Origin of the sequence: Clavibacter capsici (assembly GCF_001280205.1) — a bacterium.
GTDB lineage: Bacteria > Actinomycetota > Actinomycetes > Actinomycetales > Microbacteriaceae > Clavibacter > Clavibacter capsici.
On record NZ_CP012573.1, the window covers coordinates 717,935 to 735,042 of the forward strand.

Annotated in this window: 14 protein-coding genes and 1 pseudogene; 10 read left to right on the forward strand and 5 right to left on the reverse strand. The window is 75.4% G+C overall.

Annotated elements, in window-relative coordinates:
* Window positions 1–80: 80 nt before the first annotated feature.
* The 7 genes and pseudogenes from AES38_RS03580 to AES38_RS03610 all read left to right on the forward strand — a co-directional run bounded on the left by AES38_RS03580 (window position 81) and on the right by AES38_RS03610 (window position 9,045).
* Window positions 81–1,292, forward strand: coding sequence for an NAD(P)/FAD-dependent oxidoreductase (locus AES38_RS03580; RefSeq protein WP_053773821.1), 1,212 nt, complete (start codon window positions 81–83; stop codon window positions 1,290–1,292).
* Entirely contained in the window at window positions 1,289–1,630 is a 342-nt protein-coding gene (locus tag AES38_RS03585; protein WP_072174606.1) for a (2Fe-2S)-binding protein, read from the forward strand. The genes AES38_RS03580 and AES38_RS03585 overlap by 4 nt, the downstream gene beginning before the upstream one ends.
* Window positions 1,631–1,659: 29 nt before the next feature.
* Window positions 1,660–2,907 (forward strand): annotated as a pseudogene (locus AES38_RS15400) (FAD-dependent oxidoreductase); the annotation flags it as partial.
* Window positions 2,908–3,214: 307 nt separating this feature from the next.
* Window positions 3,215–4,132 carry a dihydrodipicolinate synthase family protein gene (locus AES38_RS03595; RefSeq protein ID WP_053773823.1) on the forward strand — a complete coding sequence of 306 codons (918 nt, stop codon included), beginning with the start codon at window positions 3,215–3,217 and terminating at the stop codon, window positions 4,130–4,132.
* Window positions 4,133–4,139: 7 nt separating this feature from the next.
* The gene (locus AES38_RS03600) at window positions 4,140–5,141 is read left to right on the forward strand and encodes a proline racemase family protein (protein WP_053773824.1); all 1,002 of its coding nucleotides are present in this window, start codon (window positions 4,140–4,142) and stop codon (window positions 5,139–5,141) included.
* A 25-nt stretch (window positions 5,142–5,166) separates the two neighbouring features.
* Window positions 5,167–6,666: an aldehyde dehydrogenase (NADP(+)) gene (locus tag AES38_RS03605; RefSeq protein ID WP_053773825.1), complete on the forward strand. Its 1,500-nt coding sequence runs from the start codon at window positions 5,167–5,169 to the stop codon at window positions 6,664–6,666.
* Between the two features lie 159 nt (window positions 6,667–6,825).
* Window positions 6,826–9,045, forward strand: coding sequence for an acyl-CoA dehydrogenase family protein (locus AES38_RS03610; RefSeq protein WP_053773826.1), 2,220 nt, complete (start codon window positions 6,826–6,828; stop codon window positions 9,043–9,045).
* A 17-nt stretch (window positions 9,046–9,062) separates the two neighbouring features.
* Here the strand turns inward: AES38_RS03610 and AES38_RS03615 are convergent, their stop codons facing one another.
* Together AES38_RS03615 and AES38_RS03620 are read right to left on the reverse strand one after the other, a co-directional pair.
* Window positions 9,063–9,674: a DUF1349 domain-containing protein gene (locus AES38_RS03615; RefSeq protein WP_157883507.1), complete on the reverse strand. Its 612-nt coding sequence runs from the start codon at window positions 9,672–9,674 to the stop codon at window positions 9,063–9,065.
* Between the two features lie 55 nt (window positions 9,675–9,729).
* The gene (locus AES38_RS03620; RefSeq protein WP_053773827.1) at window positions 9,730–10,521 is read right to left on the reverse strand and encodes an SGNH/GDSL hydrolase family protein; all 792 of its coding nucleotides are present in this window, start codon (window positions 10,519–10,521) and stop codon (window positions 9,730–9,732) included.
* Window positions 10,522–10,666: 145 nt separating this feature from the next.
* Between AES38_RS03620 and pip the strand changes: the two genes are divergently transcribed.
* The gene (pip, locus tag AES38_RS03625) at window positions 10,667–11,644 is read left to right on the forward strand and encodes a prolyl aminopeptidase (RefSeq protein ID WP_053773828.1); all 978 of its coding nucleotides are present in this window, start codon (window positions 10,667–10,669) and stop codon (window positions 11,642–11,644) included.
* A 39-nt stretch (window positions 11,645–11,683) separates the two neighbouring features.
* On the opposite strand, the gene AES38_RS03630 is transcribed toward pip, so the two are convergent.
* From AES38_RS03630 to AES38_RS16185, 3 genes are all read right to left on the reverse strand, one after another.
* A complete protein-coding gene (locus AES38_RS03630; protein WP_053773829.1) occupies window positions 11,684–12,181 on the reverse strand; it encodes an FAD synthase family protein in 498 nt (165 codons plus the stop codon).
* 619 nt (window positions 12,182–12,800) lie between these two features.
* Window positions 12,801–12,998, reverse strand: a complete 198-nt coding sequence (locus AES38_RS16180; RefSeq protein WP_256998848.1) for a hypothetical protein — start codon at window positions 12,996–12,998, stop codon at window positions 12,801–12,803.
* A gap of 12 nt (window positions 12,999–13,010) precedes the next feature.
* Window positions 13,011–13,385, reverse strand: coding sequence for a hypothetical protein (locus AES38_RS16185; protein WP_256998849.1), 375 nt, complete (start codon window positions 13,383–13,385; stop codon window positions 13,011–13,013).
* Window positions 13,386–13,550: 165 nt separating this feature from the next.
* Between AES38_RS16185 and AES38_RS16460 the strand changes: the two genes are divergently transcribed.
* Both AES38_RS16460 and AES38_RS03640 read left to right on the forward strand, forming a co-directional pair.
* The gene (locus AES38_RS16460) at window positions 13,551–15,176 is read left to right on the forward strand and encodes a NosD domain-containing protein (RefSeq protein WP_306453488.1); all 1,626 of its coding nucleotides are present in this window, start codon (window positions 13,551–13,553) and stop codon (window positions 15,174–15,176) included.
* Between the two features lie 387 nt (window positions 15,177–15,563).
* A complete protein-coding gene (locus tag AES38_RS03640; protein ID WP_174775883.1) occupies window positions 15,564–17,108 on the forward strand; it encodes a sugar transferase in 1,545 nt (514 codons plus the stop codon).

Here is a 17,108-nt window from a genome sequence, read left to right on the forward strand (position 1 = left end):
ACGATGTGTGACATATTACTGTCATCGCCGACCACCGCCGCCTGATCCAGGCGCTTCCGACCCGTGAGACGAGGGACCGCATGACGCGTCACGTGGTCGTCGTCGGGGGAGGCATCGTCGGCGCCGCGTGCGCCCGGTCGCTCGCCCGGGCCGGGATCCGCGTCACGGTCGTCGAGCGGGCCGCGGTCGCGTCCGGCACGAGCGCGCAGGGCGAGGGCAACATCCTCGTGTCCGACAAGGGCCCCGGCGCGGAGCTCGAGCTCGCGCAGCTCGCCGCCCGCCGCTGGCCCGAGGTCGCCGCCGAGCTCGCGGACGAGCTGGGCGACGCTCTCCCCTCCATCGAGTACGAGCCCAAGGGCGGGCTCGTCGTCACGACCACCGACGAGGGCGCGGATCCCCTCCTCTCCTTCGCGGCGACCCAGCGCTCCGCGGGCGTCGCCGCGATCCCCGTCGACGTGCGCCGCGCCCTCGAGCTGGAGCCGTGGCTGAACCCCGCGATCACCGCGGCCGTGCACTACCCCGAGGACGCGCAGGTGCAGCCCGCCATCGCGACCGAGGCGCTCGCGGCCTCGGCCCGGCGGGCGGGCGCCGTCGTGCGCACCGGCGTCGAGGTCATCGGGCCGCTGCTCGACGCGGACGGCGCGCTCCGCGGCGTGCGGACGAGCGCGGGCGACATCCCCGCCGACGACGTGCTCGTCGCCGCGGGGCCCTGGTCGGGGGAGGTGGCGCGCGCCCTCGGCGTCGAGCTGCCCGTGCTGCCGCGGCGCGGGGTCGTGCTCGTCACCACGCGCATGCCCCACCGCATCCTCCACAAGGTCTACGACGGCGACTACGTGGGCGCCGTCGGCTCCGGCGACGGGGCGCTGCAGACCTCGGGCGTCGTCGAGTCGACGCCGTCCGGGACGGTGCTCATCGGATCCAGCCGCGAGCGCGTCGGCTTCGACGCGTCGCTGCGCGTGGCCGTGCTCGAGGAGCTCGCCGCGAAGGCCGTGCGGCTGTTCCCCTTCCTCGCCGACGCGAACGCCATGCGGTCCTACGGCGGCTTCCGCCCGTACCTGCCCGACCACCTGCCCGTCGTCGGCCCGGATCCGCGGCTGCCGGGCCTCTGGCACGCGAGCGGGCACGAGGGCGCCGGGATCGGGCTGTCGGTCGCGACGGCCGACCTCATCGCGGCGCAGATGACGGGCGCGGCGACACCGCTCGACGTGCGGCCGTTCTCGGTCGCGCGCGCCTCGCTCGGGCTCGCGATGCCCGGGGCCGTGGCGGCCGACCCGCAGCGGGTGCGCGCGTGACGCCGCGGCGCGTGGATCCGGCCTGCGACCCGATCCGGCCGGCACCCGGCGATGCCGTGCGCTTCACCGTGGACGGGGATCCCGTCGAGGGCCTGCGCGGCCAGACCATCGCGGGCGCGCTCCTCGCCTCCGGCACGCTCGCCTGGCGCACGACCGCGAGCGCGGGGCGCCCGCGCGGCGTCTTCTGCGGGATCGGCGTGTGCTTCGACTGCACCGTCACCGTGAACGGCCTGCCCGACGTGCGCGCCTGCCAGCGCCGCGCGGTCGAGGGCGACGTGGTGGAGACCGGACCGGGCGCGACCGTGCCCGACGCCGACGCGGCGGGGGAGGCCTCGTGAGCGCCGCGGACGACCGGCGGCACGTCGTCGTGGTCGGCGCGGGACCCGCGGGGCTCGCCGCCGCGGTCGTCGCCCGGGGTCGCGGGGCGCGGGTCACGCTGCTCGACGCGTCGGACGAGCTGGGCGGCCAGTACTGGCGGCACCTGCCGGCCTCGCGGCCGGCCGCGCGCGAGCGGATCCTGCACCACGGCTGGGACGCGTTCACCGCGCTCCGCGAGCGGCTCGCGGCCGACGACGGCTGCGCGATCGTGACCGGCGCGCAGGTGTGGGCGATCGAGCGGCCGGCCGACGGCGCCGTCCACGCTCCCGCCGCGGTGCTCCACGTGCTCGTCGGCCAGGTCGACGGATCCCGCCGCGCACCCCTGACCCTCCGCCCGGACGCGCTCGTCCTCGCGACCGGCGCGCACGACCGCACGCTGCCCTTCCCCGGCTGGGACCTGCCGGGCGTCTTCACCGCGGGTGCCGCCCAGGCGCTGGCGAAGGGCGAGCGCGTGGCGATCGGCGACCGGGTGGTCGTCGCCGGCGCGGGCCCCTTCCTCCTCCCCGTCGCCGTCTCGCTCGTGCAGGCCGGGGCGCGCGTCGTGGGGATCCACGAGGCCGCGCGCGTGCCGGCGCTCGCGCGCGGCTGGCTGCGGGATCCGCTCGGCCTCGCCCGGGCGCCGCACAAGGCCGCCGAGCTCGCGGGGTACGTCTCCGTGCTGGCGCGCGAGCGGATCGGGTACGCCACCGGCAGCGCGGTCGTCGCCGCGCACGGGACCGACCGCGTCGAGGCCGTCACCGTGCAGCGCCTCGACGCGTCGTGGGCGCCGATCCCGGGCACCGAGCGGCGGATCGCCGTGGACGCCGTGTGCGTCGGCCACGGGTTCACGCCGCGCCTCGAGCTGCCCATCGCCGCGGGGTGCCGCATCGGGCCCGACCGGTTCGTCGAGGTCGACGCGTCGCAGGGAGCTGGACCGGCGGGCGTCTACGCCGCCGGCGAGATCACGGGCATCGGGGGAGTGGACCAGGCGCTCGCGGAGGGCGAGGTCGCGGGGCACTGCGCCGCGGGCGGATCCCCGTCCGACGCCGCCGTCGCGCCCGCCGTCCGCCGCCGCGCGGTCGCGCACGACGTGGCCGGCCGCATCGAGGCCGCGCACGGGATCCGCCCCGGCTGGACCGGCTGGCTGCGCGACGACACGCTCGCGTGCCGCTGCGAGGAGGTGCCCGTCGGCCGGATCCGCGCGACCGCCCGCGCCGCCTCCTCCACCGACCTGCGCTCCATGAAGCTCGCCACGCGCGCCGGCCTCGGCATCTGCCAGGGCCGCGTGTGCGGGCGGACCGTGGAGGAGCTGCTCGCGGCGGACGCGCCGGCGTGCGGAGCCGCACCCGCCGTGCCGCCCGCCTCCGCCGCCCCCGGCTCCGACCGCCGCCCCATCGCCTCGCCCGTGCGCCTCGGCGAGCTCGCCGCCGCCCACGACCGCCGCGACGCCGGACCCCCGTCCCTCGCCGCGGCCGCCCCGGCGTCGACGACCCGCCGCCGGAGCCCGCTCCCGCCTCCCCGACCACCCCCGCACCGCCCCGCACCACCGACCGGAAGGACACGCCATGACCGCACCCGCCCTGGACCTCGGAGGCGTCGTCGTCGCCACCACGCTGCCGTTCCGCGAGGACGCGTCGGCCCCCGCCGGCCTCGCCGTCGACTACGACGCGTACGCCCGGCACTGCGACTGGCTCATGGCGAACGGCTGCCGCGGCGTCGGGCCGAACGGATCCCTCGGCGAGTACTCGTCGCTCACCGACGAGGAGCGCCGGAAGGTCGTGCAGGTCGCGGTCGAGACGGTCGGCGACCGCGGGATCGTCGTCGCGGGCGTGCACGGCGTCGGCTGGCACCAGGCGAGGAAGTGGGCCGAGCTCGCGGCCGAGGACGGCGCCGACGGCGTGCTGCTCCTGCCGCCCACCATCTACCGGGCGAGCGACGACGAGGTCGTCGAGCACTACGCGCGCGTCGACGAGGTGGGCCTGCCGATCATGGCCTACAACAACCCGTTCGACACCAAGGTCGACCTGACGCCCGAGCTCCTCCGACGGCTCGACGCGCTCGAGAACGTCGTGGCGATCAAGGAGTTCTCCGGCGACATCCGCCGCGTGACGGAGATCCAGGACCTGACGGGCCTCGACGTGATCGCGGGCGCCGACGACCTGCTGCTCGAGTCGCTCATCATGGGCGCGGTCGGCTGGTTCGCGGGCTACCCGAACGCCTTCCCGCGCGAGGCCGTCGAGCTCTACGGGCTCGCGACCAGCGGCCGCATCGAGGAGGCGAAGGAGCTGTACCGCCACCTCGTGCCCGTGTTCCGCTGGGACTCGCGCACCGAGTTCGTGCAGGCCATCAAGCTGTCGATCGACGTGGCCGGCGAGAGCACGGGCGGCCCCACGCGTCCGCCGCGCGCGCCGCTGCCGGCCGCCGTCGCGGAGCAGGTCACGCGCGACACCCGCCGCGCGCTCGACCACCTCGCCGGACGATGATCGACGGATGAGGTCCTCCCGCGTCTTCCACGCCGTCGACTCGCACACGGAGGGCATGCCGACCCGCGTCGTCACGAGCGGCTTCGGCGTGATCCCCGGCTCCACCATGAACGAGCGCCGCCTGCACCTCATCGAGAACCTCGACCACCTGCGGCTCCTGCTCATGACCGAGCCGCGCGGCCATGCGGCCATGAGCGGCGCGATCCTGCAGCCGCCCACGCGCGACGACTGCGACTGGGGCGTCCTCTACATCGAGGTGTCCGGCTGCCTGCCGATGTGCGGCCACGGCACCATCGGCGTCGCGACCGTGCTGGTGGAGACCGGGCTCGTGGAGGTGCAGGAGCCGGTCACCACCATCCGGCTCGACACCCCGGCGGGCCTCGTGATCGCGCGGGTCGACGTCGAGGACGGGCGCGCCGCGTCGGTCACGATCGAGAACGTGCCCTCGTACGTGGAGCGGCTCGACGCCTCGATCGAGGTGCCCGGCTACGGCACCGTGCCGTACAGCCTCGCGTTCGGCGGCAACTTCTACGCGGTCGTGGAGCTGGACGACGTGGGGCTGCCGTTCGACCGGGAGCGTCAGCAGGAGATCCTCCAGGCCGGGCTCGCGATCATGGGCGCGATCAACGACCAGGACGCGCCGTCGCATCCGGAGATCACGGGCGTCGACCACTGCCACCACGTCGAGTTCCTCGCGCCCGGATCGGACGCCGGGCTCTCCCGGCACGCCATGGCGATCCACCCCGGCTGGTTCGACCGCTCGCCGTGCGGCACCGGCACGTCCGCGCGCATGGCCGAGCTGTGGGCGCGCGGCGAGCTGGCGGTCGGCGACGAGTTCGTCAACGAGTCGTTCATCGGCAGCCGCTTCACCGGCCGGATCCTCCGGGAGACGACCGTCGCCGGCCGGCCCGCGATCATCCCGGCCATCACGGGCCGCGCGTGGATCACCGGCATGGGCCAGTACCTGCTCGATCCCACCGACCCGTTCCCGAGCGGCTTCCGGTTCTGAGCCGACGCCCCCACCGAGGAGAGACATGACCCCGCACGAGACCGACCCGACCACCGACCCGACCGTGGCGGAGACCGTGGACGCCGTCGCCGCGCGCGCCGCGGAGGCCGCCGCCCCGCTCGCCGCCCTCGCCCCGGCCGCCCGCGCCCGCGCGCTCGAGGCGGTGGCCGACGCGCTCGAGGCGATCCGCCCCGAGCTGCTGCCCGTCGCGGAGCGGGAGACCGCGCTCGCGCCCGGCCGCCTCGCGGGGGAGCTGACGCGCACCACCGTGCAGCTGCGGATCCTCGCGGCGGCCGTCCGCGACGGCCGGTACCTGGACGCGCGCATCGACCACGCGGATCCGGAGGCCGCGCCCACCCCGCGCCCCGACATCCGCCGGTGCCTCGTGCCCGTCGGCCCGGTGCTCAACTTCGCGGCGTCGAACTTCCCGTTCGCGTTCTCGGTCGCGGGCGGGGACACGGCTTCGGCGCTCGCCGTCGGCTGCCCGGTCGTGGTCAAGGCGCACCCGGGGCACCCCGAGCTGTCGCGCCGCGTCGCGGCCGCCGCCTCCGCCGCGCTCGTCGAGGCCGGCCTGCCCGAGGGCGCGCTCCAGCTGATCGAGGGCGAGGAGGCGGGGCTCGCGATGCTGCGCGACCCGCGGATCCGCGCCGCCACCTTCACGGGGTCGCTCCGCGCCGGCCGCTTCCTCGCCGACGTCGCCGCGGCCCGCCCCGACCCGATCCCGTTCTTCGGGGAGCTGGGCAGCGTCAACCCGGTCGTCCTCACCGAGCGCGCGGTCGCGGAGCGCGGGGAGGGCATCGCGCGCGCCCTCGTGGCGAGCGCCGCCGGATCCGCCGGGCAGCTCTGCACCGCGCCCGGCATCGTGCTGGTCCCCGCGGGCCACGGCCTCGACGCCGTGCTCGCGGAGGAGGCCGGCGCCGTCGCGCCGCACGGCATGCTCAACGGGAGGATCGCCGAGGGCTACGCCGACGGCCGCGCCGCCGCGATCGCGGTCGACGGCGTGCGCCTCGTGGCCGAGGGCCGCGCGCCCGCGGGCGACGACGGATCCGTCACCCCCACGATCGCCGCCGTCGCGCTCGCCGACTTCGAGGCCGCGGGCGACGCGCTCCGCCACGAGGTCTTCGGCCCGTTCGCGCTCCTCGTGGAGTACCCCGCGGGCACCGACCTCGCGGCGCTCGCCGCCCGCACGTTCACGGGCGAGCTGACCGCGAGCGTCCACCTCGGCGAGGGCGAGGCCGACGAGGCCGCGGCCCGGCTGATCCGCGTGCTCGCCGCCCGCGCCGGCCGCGTGCTCGTCGACGCCTGGCCGACCGGCGTCTCCGTCACCGACGCGCAGCAGCACGGCGGACCCTGGCCCGCCACCACGCTCGACCGCGGCACGAGCGTCGGCACCGCGTCGCTCGACCGGCTCCTCCGCGGCGTCGCGTTCCAGGGCGTGCCCGACGCGCTCCTGCCCGAGCCGCTGCGCACCGCGAACCCGTGGGGCGTGCCGCAGCGGGTGAGCGCGCGCGGCGCCCGCGCGTAGGCCGGATCCGCTCCGGGCTGAGGGTTCCCACAACCTCCGCCCGCCCGCCGCGGGAGCGCGTTGGAGGCCCGCGACGTGATATTCGGCAGGTGGAGGATCCGTGCATAGCGTGGCCGGTGCCGGCAGGGACGCCGGCGCAGGCGACGGCACGGAGGATCCATGGTCGACACGGCGGCACGAGGACGCACCACCCGCGGCACGAGGGGACGAGGCCCCGCCGCGGGCCCGCAGGACGGCGGCGCGCCCCACGAGGGCGCGCTCCGCGAGGCGGGCGTCCCCGTCGCCGGGGACGTGGACGCCGAGGTCGCGCAGGAGCTCGACCGCACCGACGGGCGCGCGGACACGGGGGCCGGTCCGCGCGTCGACATCGAGGGGCTGGGCCGCGTGCTCCTCGGCCGATGGGCCGACGTCCGTCGCTCGTCCCGTGAGCTGACGAGCCGCCCCGAGCTGCACCGCGTCGAGGGGCTCGACATGCACCAGCACCGGGCGCGCGTGCGCCAGCAGCTGGAGGTGCTCGTCGAGCACGGCGGCGTGCACCGCGCCTTCCCCGTGTCCGTCGGGGGGCTCGAGGACCACGGCGGCAACATCGCCGGCTTCGAGGAGCTCGTCGCGGCGGATCCGTCGCTCCAGATCAAGGCCGGCGTGCAGTGGGGCCTGTTCGGCTCCGCGGTGATGCACCTCGGCACCGAGCGCCACCACCGCGAGCTGCTGCCCGGGATCATGACGCTCGAGATCCCCGGCGCGTTCGCCATGACCGAGACCGGCCACGGCTCCGACGTCGCGAGCATCGGCACGACCGCGACCTACGATCCCGGCACGGGCGAGTTCGACCTGCACACCCCGTTCCGCGCCGCGTGGAAGGACTACCTCGGCAACGCCGCGGTGGACGGCCGCGCCGCCACGGTGTTCGCGCAGCTCGTCACGCAGGGCGTGAACCACGGCGTGCACTGCTTCTACGTGCCGCTGCGCGACGAGACCGGCGCGTTCCTGCCCGGCGTCGGCGGCGAGGACGACGGCCTCAAGGGCGGCCTCAACGGGATCGACAACGGCCGCCTGCACTTCGACCACGTGCGCGTGCCGCGCGCGAACCTCCTCAACCGCTACGGCGACGTGGCCGAGGACGGCACCTACACGTCCGAGATCGCGAGCCCCGGGCGTCGCTTCTTCACCATGCTCGGCACGCTCGTGCAGGGCCGCGTCTCGCTCGACGGCGCCGCGACCAGCGCCGCCAAGATCGCGCTGCAGATCGCGGTCACCTACGGCAACGAGCGCCGCCAGTTCGTCGCGGGCGGCACCGACGAGGAGGTGCTGCTCGACTACCAGCGGCACCAGCGCCGGCTGATCCCGCGCATCGCCACGACCTACGCCGCGTCCTTCGCGCACGAGAAGCTCCTCGCGCAGTTCGACTCCGTGTTCTCCGGCAGGACCGACACGGACGAGGACCGGCAGGACCTCGAGACGCTCGCCGCCGCGCTCAAGCCGCTCAGCACCTGGCACGCGCTCGACACGATCCAGGAGGCCCGCGAGGCGTGCGGCGGCCAGGGCTTCCTCGCCGAGAACCGCCTCGTCGGCCTCCGCGCCGACCTCGACGTCTACGCGACCTTCGAGGGCGACAACACGGTGCTCCTCCAGCTCGTCGCCAAGCGCCTGCTCACCGACGTGAACAAGCGCTTCGCGAAGGCCGACTTCGGGGTGCTCGCGCGCTACGCGGTCGAGCAGGCCGCGGACCGCACGCTGCGCTCGACCGGCCTGCGCACGCTCGGGCAGGCGCTCGCGGACCGGGGATCCACCGCCCGCTCGGTCGGGCAGCTCCGCGAGACCGAGACCCAGCGCGCGCTGCTGACCGGACGCGTGGAGACGATGGTCGGCGAGATCGCGACCGCCCTCCGCGCCACGAGGAAGATGGCGCCGGCCGAGGCCGCCGCGCTCTTCAACCGGCACCAGGACGCGCTCATCGAGGCGGCCCGCGCGCACGCGCAGCTGCTGCAGTGGGAGGCGTTCACCGAGGCGCTGGACCCCGCGTCGGAGACCGGCCGCGCCATGGACGACGGCACCCGCCGGATCCTCACCTGGACCCGCGACCTGTTCGGCCTCCGCCTCATCGAGGAGGACCTGGCCTGGTACCTCATCCACGGCCGCATCAGCTCGGCGCGCGCCCGCGCCGTCACGGCCTACGTCGACCGGCTCGTCGCGCGCCTCCGCCCGCACGCGCAGGACCTCGTCGACTCCTTCGGCTACACGCCGGCGCACGTGCGCGCGGCGGTCGCGTCGGGCGAGGAGCGTGCCCGCCAGGACGAGGCGCGCGCGTACCGCGACGCCCGGATCGCGGACGGCTCCGCGCCGCGCATGGAGAAGAGCGAGAAGAAGAAGGCGCGGTAGCCCGGCGCGGGGCGGGTCTAGGCGTGCAGCGCCCGGTCCGCCGGTCCCGTGCGCCACGACGCGAAGCGGGCCGTGAATCCCGCGCGGGTGGGGGCGCAGCAGAAGGGGCCGGCGGTCGCCGCGGCGTCGGGATCCAGCGGCGCGACCCGCACGAGGCGCCAGGGCTCGTCGTCGACCCGGGCGCGCACCGTGAGGGCGTCGCCGGAGCGGCTCGCGCGGATGGTGACGAGCCGGCCCGACCAGCCGGGCACCGGGGCGAGCGACCAGTCGGAGACGCCGCGCGTGACGACCGCGCCGAGGCCGTCCTCGCCGTCGCTGCGCTCGACGCCCGCCTTGATCCACGTCTCCGCGTCGACCCGCACGAAGACGCCCGCCTGGTCGAACTGCTCGCGGAGATCCAGCGTGAACGCCACCTCCACCGCGGTGCCCGGCGCGAGCGGGGCGAGCAGCGCGTGCTCGGTGTCGTGCACGAAGCCGTAGGAGGTGGTGCGCCACGCGTCGCTGCCCTCGCGGGCGGTCACGTCCATGCCGCTGTCGTGGATCTGCACGGCCTCCGGCTCGGTCGTCCAGGCGCCCCGGGCCCAGGGGACGTCGGCGAGGTCGGCGGGGATCGCGGAGGAGTCGCTCATGCGACGAGGCTACGGCCGCGGGCCGAGCGCGCGCATCCCGAGGGCGCCCGCCCCGTCAGCCGGCGGCGGGCCGCGGTTCGCCGAGGAACGGCATGATCGCCTCGGCCCAGTGCGCGTGCATCACCCGGTAGGAGAAGCGGTCGCGGACGTGCAGGCGCGTGCCCGAGATGTCCGGGTAGGGGGCGTGGACCACGCCGTGCTCCGGGTCGTCCAGCAGGGCCGTCGCGCGGTTGAGCCGGGACACCTGGGTCTGCAGCAGCTTCCGGGCGATCATGGGGATCGGCTGGAACCTGTCCATCGGCGGGATGCCCGTGACGACGACGCGGCACCCGTCACCGGCATGGGCGCGGATGGTGCCGACGATGCCGGTCAGCCGGTCGATCCACTCCTCGGCCGAGGTCGCGACGAGCACGTCGGGGATGCCGAGCGCGACCACCGCGAGGTCGAGGGGCGCGGCCACGCGGTCGGCGACGGCGGAGGCGGCCTTGCGCGCCGTCATGTCGTACGCCGCGATGCTCTCCCACCCCACGCCGCGGCCCGTGCTCGCCGCGCGCCGCGACGCGACCTGCGCGGGCATGGCCATGCCGGAGAGGAGCACGCCGTAGCCGGCCACGCCGATGTCGCCGAGGAACAGGATCCGCTCCGGATCCGGCCCCGGGACGCTGGCCGCGTCGTCGTGCGGCGGGAAGATCGCGGCCTCCATCTCGCGCATGTAGACGTGGAGGTGCAGGCGCAGGGTGGGGCGCCCGACGAGCGCGGCCGCGGCGGAGACCAGCGGCGCCAGCGGCCGCATGGCCGCCCGGCGACCGGTCTCCGGCGACGATCGCCTCACGGGCAGGGCGGGCAATGGATCCTCGTCTCCGGGTGGGATGCGTGCGACTGACTGGAAGGCTACGCGGCGCCGGCCGGTGCGCCGACCCCCGTCCTGGTGTCGCGGGCGCTCGCCGGGGCCGGCCGCGCCCGGGCACGCCGGCCGCCCGTAGGCTCGTCGCATGCAGAGCCTCTTCCCCGAGATCGACCCGCACGACACCGGCATGCTCGACGTGGGGGACGGCCAGCTCCTGTACTGGGAGGTCTCGGGGAACCCCGACGGGATCCCCGTCGTCTTCCTGCACGGCGGGCCGGGCGGCGGCACGAGCCCGACCCACCGGCGCCTGTTCGACCCGGCGCGCTACCGCATCGTGCTCGTCGACCAGCGCGGCTGCGGGCGGAGCACCCCGCACGTCTCCGAGCCCTCGGCCGACCTCTCCGTCAACACCACCTGGCACCTCGTGGCCGACCTCGAGCGGCTCCGCGAGCACCTGGGCGTCGAGCGCTGGCTGGTGTTCGGCGGATCCTGGGGCTCGACCCTCGCGCTCGCCTACGCCGAGACGTACCCCGCGCGCGTGACCGGCCTGATCCTCCGCGGCATCTTCACGCTCCGCGCCAGCGAGCTCGACTGGTTCTACGAGGGCCCCGCCGGCATGGTCTACCCCGACGGTTGGGAGGCGTTCACCGCCCCCGTCCCCGGCGTCGAGCGCGGCGGGATCATCGCGGCGTACGCGCGGCTCCTCGCGGATCCCGACCCCGCGGTGCACGGGCCGGCCGCGGTCGCCTGGTCCACGTGGGAGGCGTCGGGCATCACGCTGCTGCCGAAGCCCGAGGTCGTCGCCCGGTTCGCCGAGCCGACGTACGCGCTCGCGTTCGCGCGCATCGAGAACCACTACTTCATGCACGGCGGGTGGATGGAGGACGGCCAGCTCATCCGCGACGCCCACCTCCTCCGCGGGATCCCGACGGAGATCGTGCAGGGCCGCTACGACATGTGCACCCCGCCCGCCACCGCCTGGGACCTGCACCGGGCGCTCCCCGAGGCGCGCTTCACGATGGTGCCGGACGCGGGGCACGCGTTCGACGAGCCGGGGATCCTCGACGCGCTGCTCGAGGCGACCGAGCGCGCGGCCGACCGGCTCGGGGCTCCGGCCGCCTGATCGCGCGACGGCCGGGCCGGCCGGCGACGGCGGATCCGGCTAGCGGCCGACCAGCGACGGCGTCCCGTGCCCGGCCGGCTGCGGGAGCGTCGCGAGCGGCGAGGCGGCCGCCGCGCCGACGCCGCTGAGCACGTCGAGCGCGCGGCGCAGCCGGGTGCTCGAGGTGTGCATCGTGTACGGGAAGTACACGACCTCCACGCCGACGGCCGCGAACTCGGCCTCCAGGCGCTCGCCCTTCGGGGTGCCGCGCCAGTCGTCGCCCTTGAAGAAGACGTCGAAGCCGACCTCGCGCCACGTGTCGAGCTTGTCGGGCAGCGTCTCCGCGCGCGCCTCGTCGACGTAGCTGATGTGGCTGACGATCTCGAGGCGCTCGGCGAGCGGCACCACGGGCGTGATGCCCTTGTTCAGCTCGAGCATCTCGTCGGAGACCACGCCCGCGATGAGGACGTCGCAGCGGCTCTTGGCGTGCTTGAGGATGTTGAGGTGGCCGACGTGGAACAGGTCGAATGCTCCAGCGGCGTAGCCGATACGGGTCATGGCTCGTCGTTCTTCCGGGTGGCCGCGACCGGGCGCGGGTACGCCGGGGTGCGGGATCGGGTGCAGCCCGGTGCGGGTACGCCGGGCGGGGCCGCGCCGCTCGTGCGACGCGGGTACGTCGGCCGCCTGGGTGGGGCGGCGGGGAGCGGGTGGGCCTGCCGGTGATCTTACGGGCGACCCGGCCGATCGCGGAAGGAGGATACCCGAACGGGGGGCATCCCCGGGATCCCGCGGTACTGGTCCCGGCACCGGCATCGTGACCTCCATTCGGGGGACACGACGGGCCGTTTCTGGGTTACATTCAACGAACCCCACCCATCTGGTGGGTTTTCATCAGCCTGTCTGACGGACCGATCCGAGCGAGGACCCGCCCGCATGCACCCCCACCCGAACCCCATCCGCACCCATGAGCACGAGGAGCCCGTCGCCCGGACGCGCTCCCTCCGCCCCGCGCTGGCCGTGGCCGTCGCGATCGCCCTCGCCGTCCCGGCCGTCCTCACCGCCCCGAGCCCGCGCACGCGGCCGGCGGCCAGGGCCTCGTCGCCGGCGCGCCCGTGTTCTCCGACTCCTTCACCCGCAGCGCGAGCGGGGGATGGGGCGCCCCGTCCGGTGCCGCCGCCTACTCGCACGACGTGTCCTCCTCCTTCCGCGTGAACGGCGCGCGCGGCGTCATCGACCTCGGGCGCTCCGGCACCGCGGCCGCCGCCACCCTTCCGACGTCGGTGCCCGCCGACAGCGAGTCGACGGTGCGCATCACCATGCCGCGCGTCCCCTCCGCCGGCAACGGCGTCTCGGCCGGGCTCCAGCAGCGCGTCACCGGGTCGTCCTACTACCAGTCGACCGTGCGGGTCGACAGCGGCGGCACGGCCTGGCTGTCCATCATCCGCGTCACCGGGTCGACGGCCACGCAGACCACCCTCGTGCCCGGCGCCGTCGTGGCCCGCGGCGTGCAGCCCGGCCAGGCGATCACGCTCCAGTCGCGCGTCTCCGGCAGCGGCACCGTGTCCGTGGACGCCCGCGCCTGGCTCGACGGGCAGGCCACCCCGGCCTGGCAGGCGGTGACGGCCGACACGAGCGGGGCGCGCCTCGCGTCGGGATCCGGCGCGCGCGTCTGGTCGTACCTCTCGGCCTCCTCCGACCCCCAGGCCGTCTCCTTCGACGACCTCGCCGTCCGGCCGCTGACGGCGTCCTCGGCGCCCGTCACGCCCACGCCGACGCCCGCGCCGACGACGCCGGCGCCCGCTCCGGCCCCGCACCGGCGCCCGCTCCCGCGACGGGCACCGGCACGGGCGACGCCGAGCAGGCGATCCCGCTGGCCGACGCCCGGCCCGGGTCGGGCGCGGCGCCCATCGGCTCGACGCGCTTCCCCGTGCCCTCGAACGCGCTGTTCGTCGCGACGACCGGCTCCGACGCGGCGTCCGGGTCGGCATCCGCGCCGTTCCGCACCATCCAGCGCGCCGTCGACGTCGCGGCCTCCGGGCGCACGATCGTCGTGCGCGGCGGCACGTACCACGAGTCCGTCGTCATGCCGAAGGGCGAGGCGCTCGCGCTGCAGTCGTACCCGGGCGAGAAGGTCTGGCTCGACGGCTCCCGGAAGCTCACCCAGTGGGTCGCGTCCGGGTCCGCCTGGTACGCACCCGGGTGGGACCTGTCGTTCGACACCAGCCCCACCTACACGCGCGGCGCGCCGGACGGCACCGCCGCCAGCTGGTCGTTCGTGAACCCCGCCTTCCCGCTCGCGGCCCACCCCGACCAGGTCTGGTTCGGCGGCACCGCGCAGAGGCAGGTCGCGACCCGGGCGCAGGTGGTGCCGGGCACGTTCTTCGTCGACCGCGCCGCCGACCGCCTCTACGTCGGATCCGACCCGCGCTCCTCCAGCGTGCGCTCGAGCGACCTCATCAGCGCGCTCCAGGTGCGCGGGGACGGCAGCACCGTGCGGGGCATCGGCATCCGCCGCTACGCCCCCTCCGTCCCGGACCAGGGCGCGGTGCAGATCCACGGCACGCGCGTCGCCTTCGAGGACGTCGCCATCACCGACATCGCGACCATCGGGCTCTCGGTCATGGCGACCGACGCCCGGCTGACCGGGGTGACCGCGGCCCGCAACGGCATGCTCGGGATGCGCGCGGTCTACGCGGACCGCCTCGTGGCCACGCGGCTGCTCGTCGCCGACAACAACCTCGAGCGCTTCAACCGCGCTCCCGTGTCGGGCGGGTTCAAGATCGGCCGGTCGCGCGACATCCGGGTGCTCGACAGCGACTTCCAGCGCAACGCCGGCAACGGCCTGTGGTTCGACGAGTCCGTGCACGGCATCACGCTCACGGGCAACGACGTGCTCGACAACACCGGCGCGGGCATCGTGCTCGAGCTCTCCGCATCCGCGACGGTCGCCGACAACGTCATCGCCCGCAGCGGCGAGGAGGGGCTCTGGATCGAGAACTCCGGCCACATCGGCGTCTGGAACAACACGTTCACCGCGAACGACCGGGACATCGACATCTCGCAGGGCGACCGGATCGCGACGAACCTGGCCACCGCCGGCCACGACCCGCGGCAGAAGCTGCCGGACCCCACGGTGACGTGGGTCGTGACCGACATCACGATCTCGAACAACGTGCTCCAGGGCAGCACCGGCAACGCGCTGCTCGCGGTGGAGGACCACACGCACAAGCGGTCCGCCGCGCAGATGGGCGTCCGCGCATCCGGCAACGTGTACCAGCGCGACCGCGCGGACAGCCCGGGATGGGCGGTCGTCTGGAGCCGCGGCCCGGGCAACCCGGCCGTCTACGGCACCCTGGCCGCGTTCCGCGACGCGACGGGCAACGACCGGACGAGCGTCGAGGTGATCGGCCGCAGGGTCCTCGGCTCCGACCTGCGCATCACGGGCGAGATCGCGTCCCTGCAGTCGCGCGTCGCCGTGGGCGTCCCGGCGCTCATCGGCTCGCTCACGGGCATCGTCACGGGCTCCCGGGTCGTCGGGGCGACCGCGGGCTGATCCGCGCGCTCCCCACGACGGGCCGATCCCCACCGGGGGTCGGCCCGTCGCCGCGTGAGGGGATGACCGTCCCCCGAAGGGGGAGGGGCCGCGAGGCTCAGGGAGCGTTTAGCATTGCCACCGTCACCACACGGTGTTCACCCGTCGTACCCGCGACGGTCACTCCCCGGACCCGGCCCACCCAGCCGGATCCGTCATGGAGGCACGCACCCGACGAGGTCTACCCGGACCCCGTCGCACCCCGCACCACCCACCTGTAACCCGAAACGCAGGCACACACCCGATGAACCCGTCATCGGCGCACGACCGTACCCGCGGTCCGCGCCTCCCCGCGCCCACCCGACCCCACGACACCCCGCGACCGCTCGACGCGCTGCCCGGCACGCGATGAGCACGACGAGGAACCGCCCCGCGACCCGGGGCGAGCGCACCCGCGTGCGCCCGGAGCGCCGCTCCGCGCACCGCCCGATCATCGGATGCGGCGTCGCACCCGCCGCCCCCGTCATCCCCTCGGGCCGCCGCTGGGCCCGCGACTACCGCACCCGTCTCATCGCCACCGACTGGGCGATCATCATCGCCACCGTCCTCGCCGCGCAGCTCGCGCGCTTCGGCACGGGCGACGCGGCGGTCGACGCCGGCTCGCTGCAGCTGGACTACGGCATCGTCTCGGTGGTCGTCGTGGCCGCGTGGATCGCGGTGCTCGGCGCCTTCCGCACCCGCGACGCCCGCATCGTCGGCGTCGGCGTGGCCGAGTACAAGCGCGTCGTCAACGCCTCGGCCATCACGTTCGGCGCGCTCGCGGTCGGCTTCCTGCTCCTCAAGGTCGACATCGCCCGCGGCTACGTGGTGCTCGCCTTCCCGCTCGGCGTGGTCGCGCTGCTCGTGGCCCGCTGGAGCTGGCGCCGCTGGCTCCTCCGCCGCCGGATGCAGGGCGCGCACCTGTCGCGCGTCGTGGTCGTGGGATCCCGGGCCGACGTCGAGGACGTCTCCGCGCAGATCCTGCTGCGGCCCGCCTCCGGCTACGCGGTCGTGGGCGTCGCGATCGACGAGCACGTGGACGGCCTCGAGGTCGCCGGGCGCACGATCCCCGTCGTCTCCGACCTCGGATCCGTCGCCGCGGCCGCCGCCCGCACCGCCGCCGACGCCGTCATCGTCGCCAGCCAGCCGCGCGCCGGCAGCAACGCCGTCCGCACGCTCGGCTGGGAGCTGGAGGGCTCGTCGATCGAGCTCGTGCTCGCGTCGCGCCTCACGGACGTCGCCGGCCCCCGGATCCACTTCCGCCCGGTCGAGGGCCTCCCGCTCATCCACGTGGAGATCCCGCAGTTCGAGGGCGGCAAGCACGTGATGAAGCGCGCGCTCGACATCGCGGTCTCCGGCCTCGCGCTCGTGGTCCTCGCGCCCGTCATGCTCCTCCTCGCGGTCGTGGTGCGCCTCGACAGCCCGGGCGGCGCGATCTTCCGCCAGGAGCGCGTCGGCAAGGCCGGCGAGGGGTTCCACATGCTCAAGTTCCGGTCGATGCGGGTCACCGCGGAGGCGGAGCTGGCGGCGCTGGCCGCGGCGAACGAGGGATCCGGCCCGCTGTTCAAGATGCGGCGCGACCCGCGCGTCACCCGCGTCGGCGCGGTGCTCCGCCGCTACTCGCTCGACGAGCTGCCGCAGCTGTGGAACATCCTCGTCGGCGACATGAGCCTCGTGGGCCCGCGTCCGCCGCTGCGCACCGAGGTGCAGGGCTACGAGAGCCACGTGCACCGCCGTCTGTTCATCAAGCCCGGCCTCACGGGCATGTGGCAGGTGAACGGCCGGAGCGACCTGAGCTGGGACGAGAGCGTCCGGCTCGACCTGTACTACGTCGAGAACTGGTCCCTGACCGGCGACGTCATGATCATGTGGCGCACCTTCCGGGTGCTCACCCGACCCGTAGGGGCTTACTGA

Bases quoted from the DNA above. Each gene is read 5' to 3' on its own strand.
- AES38_RS03580 (WP_053773821.1), top strand. From the start codon at position 81: ATGACGCGTCACGTGGTCGTCGTCGGGGGAGGCATCGTCGGCGCCGCG.
- AES38_RS03595 (WP_053773823.1), top strand. From the start codon at position 3,215: ATGACCGCACCCGCCCTGGACCTCGGAGGCGTCGTCGTCGCCACCACG.
- AES38_RS03600 (WP_053773824.1), top strand. From the start codon at position 4,140: ATGAGGTCCTCCCGCGTCTTCCACGCCGTCGACTCGCACACGGAGGGC.
- AES38_RS03605 (WP_053773825.1), top strand. From the start codon at position 5,167: ATGACCCCGCACGAGACCGACCCGACCACCGACCCGACCGTGGCGGAG.
- AES38_RS03610 (WP_053773826.1), top strand. From the start codon at position 6,826: ATGGTCGACACGGCGGCACGAGGACGCACCACCCGCGGCACGAGGGGA.
- AES38_RS03615 (WP_157883507.1), bottom strand. From the start codon at position 9,674: ATGAGCGACTCCTCCGCGATCCCCGCCGACCTCGCCGACGTCCCCTGG.
- pip (WP_053773828.1), top strand. From the start codon at position 10,667: ATGCAGAGCCTCTTCCCCGAGATCGACCCGCACGACACCGGCATGCTC.
- AES38_RS03630 (WP_053773829.1), bottom strand. From the start codon at position 12,181: ATGACCCGTATCGGCTACGCCGCTGGAGCATTCGACCTGTTCCACGTC.
- AES38_RS03640 (WP_174775883.1), top strand. From the start codon at position 15,564: ATGAGCACGACGAGGAACCGCCCCGCGACCCGGGGCGAGCGCACCCGC.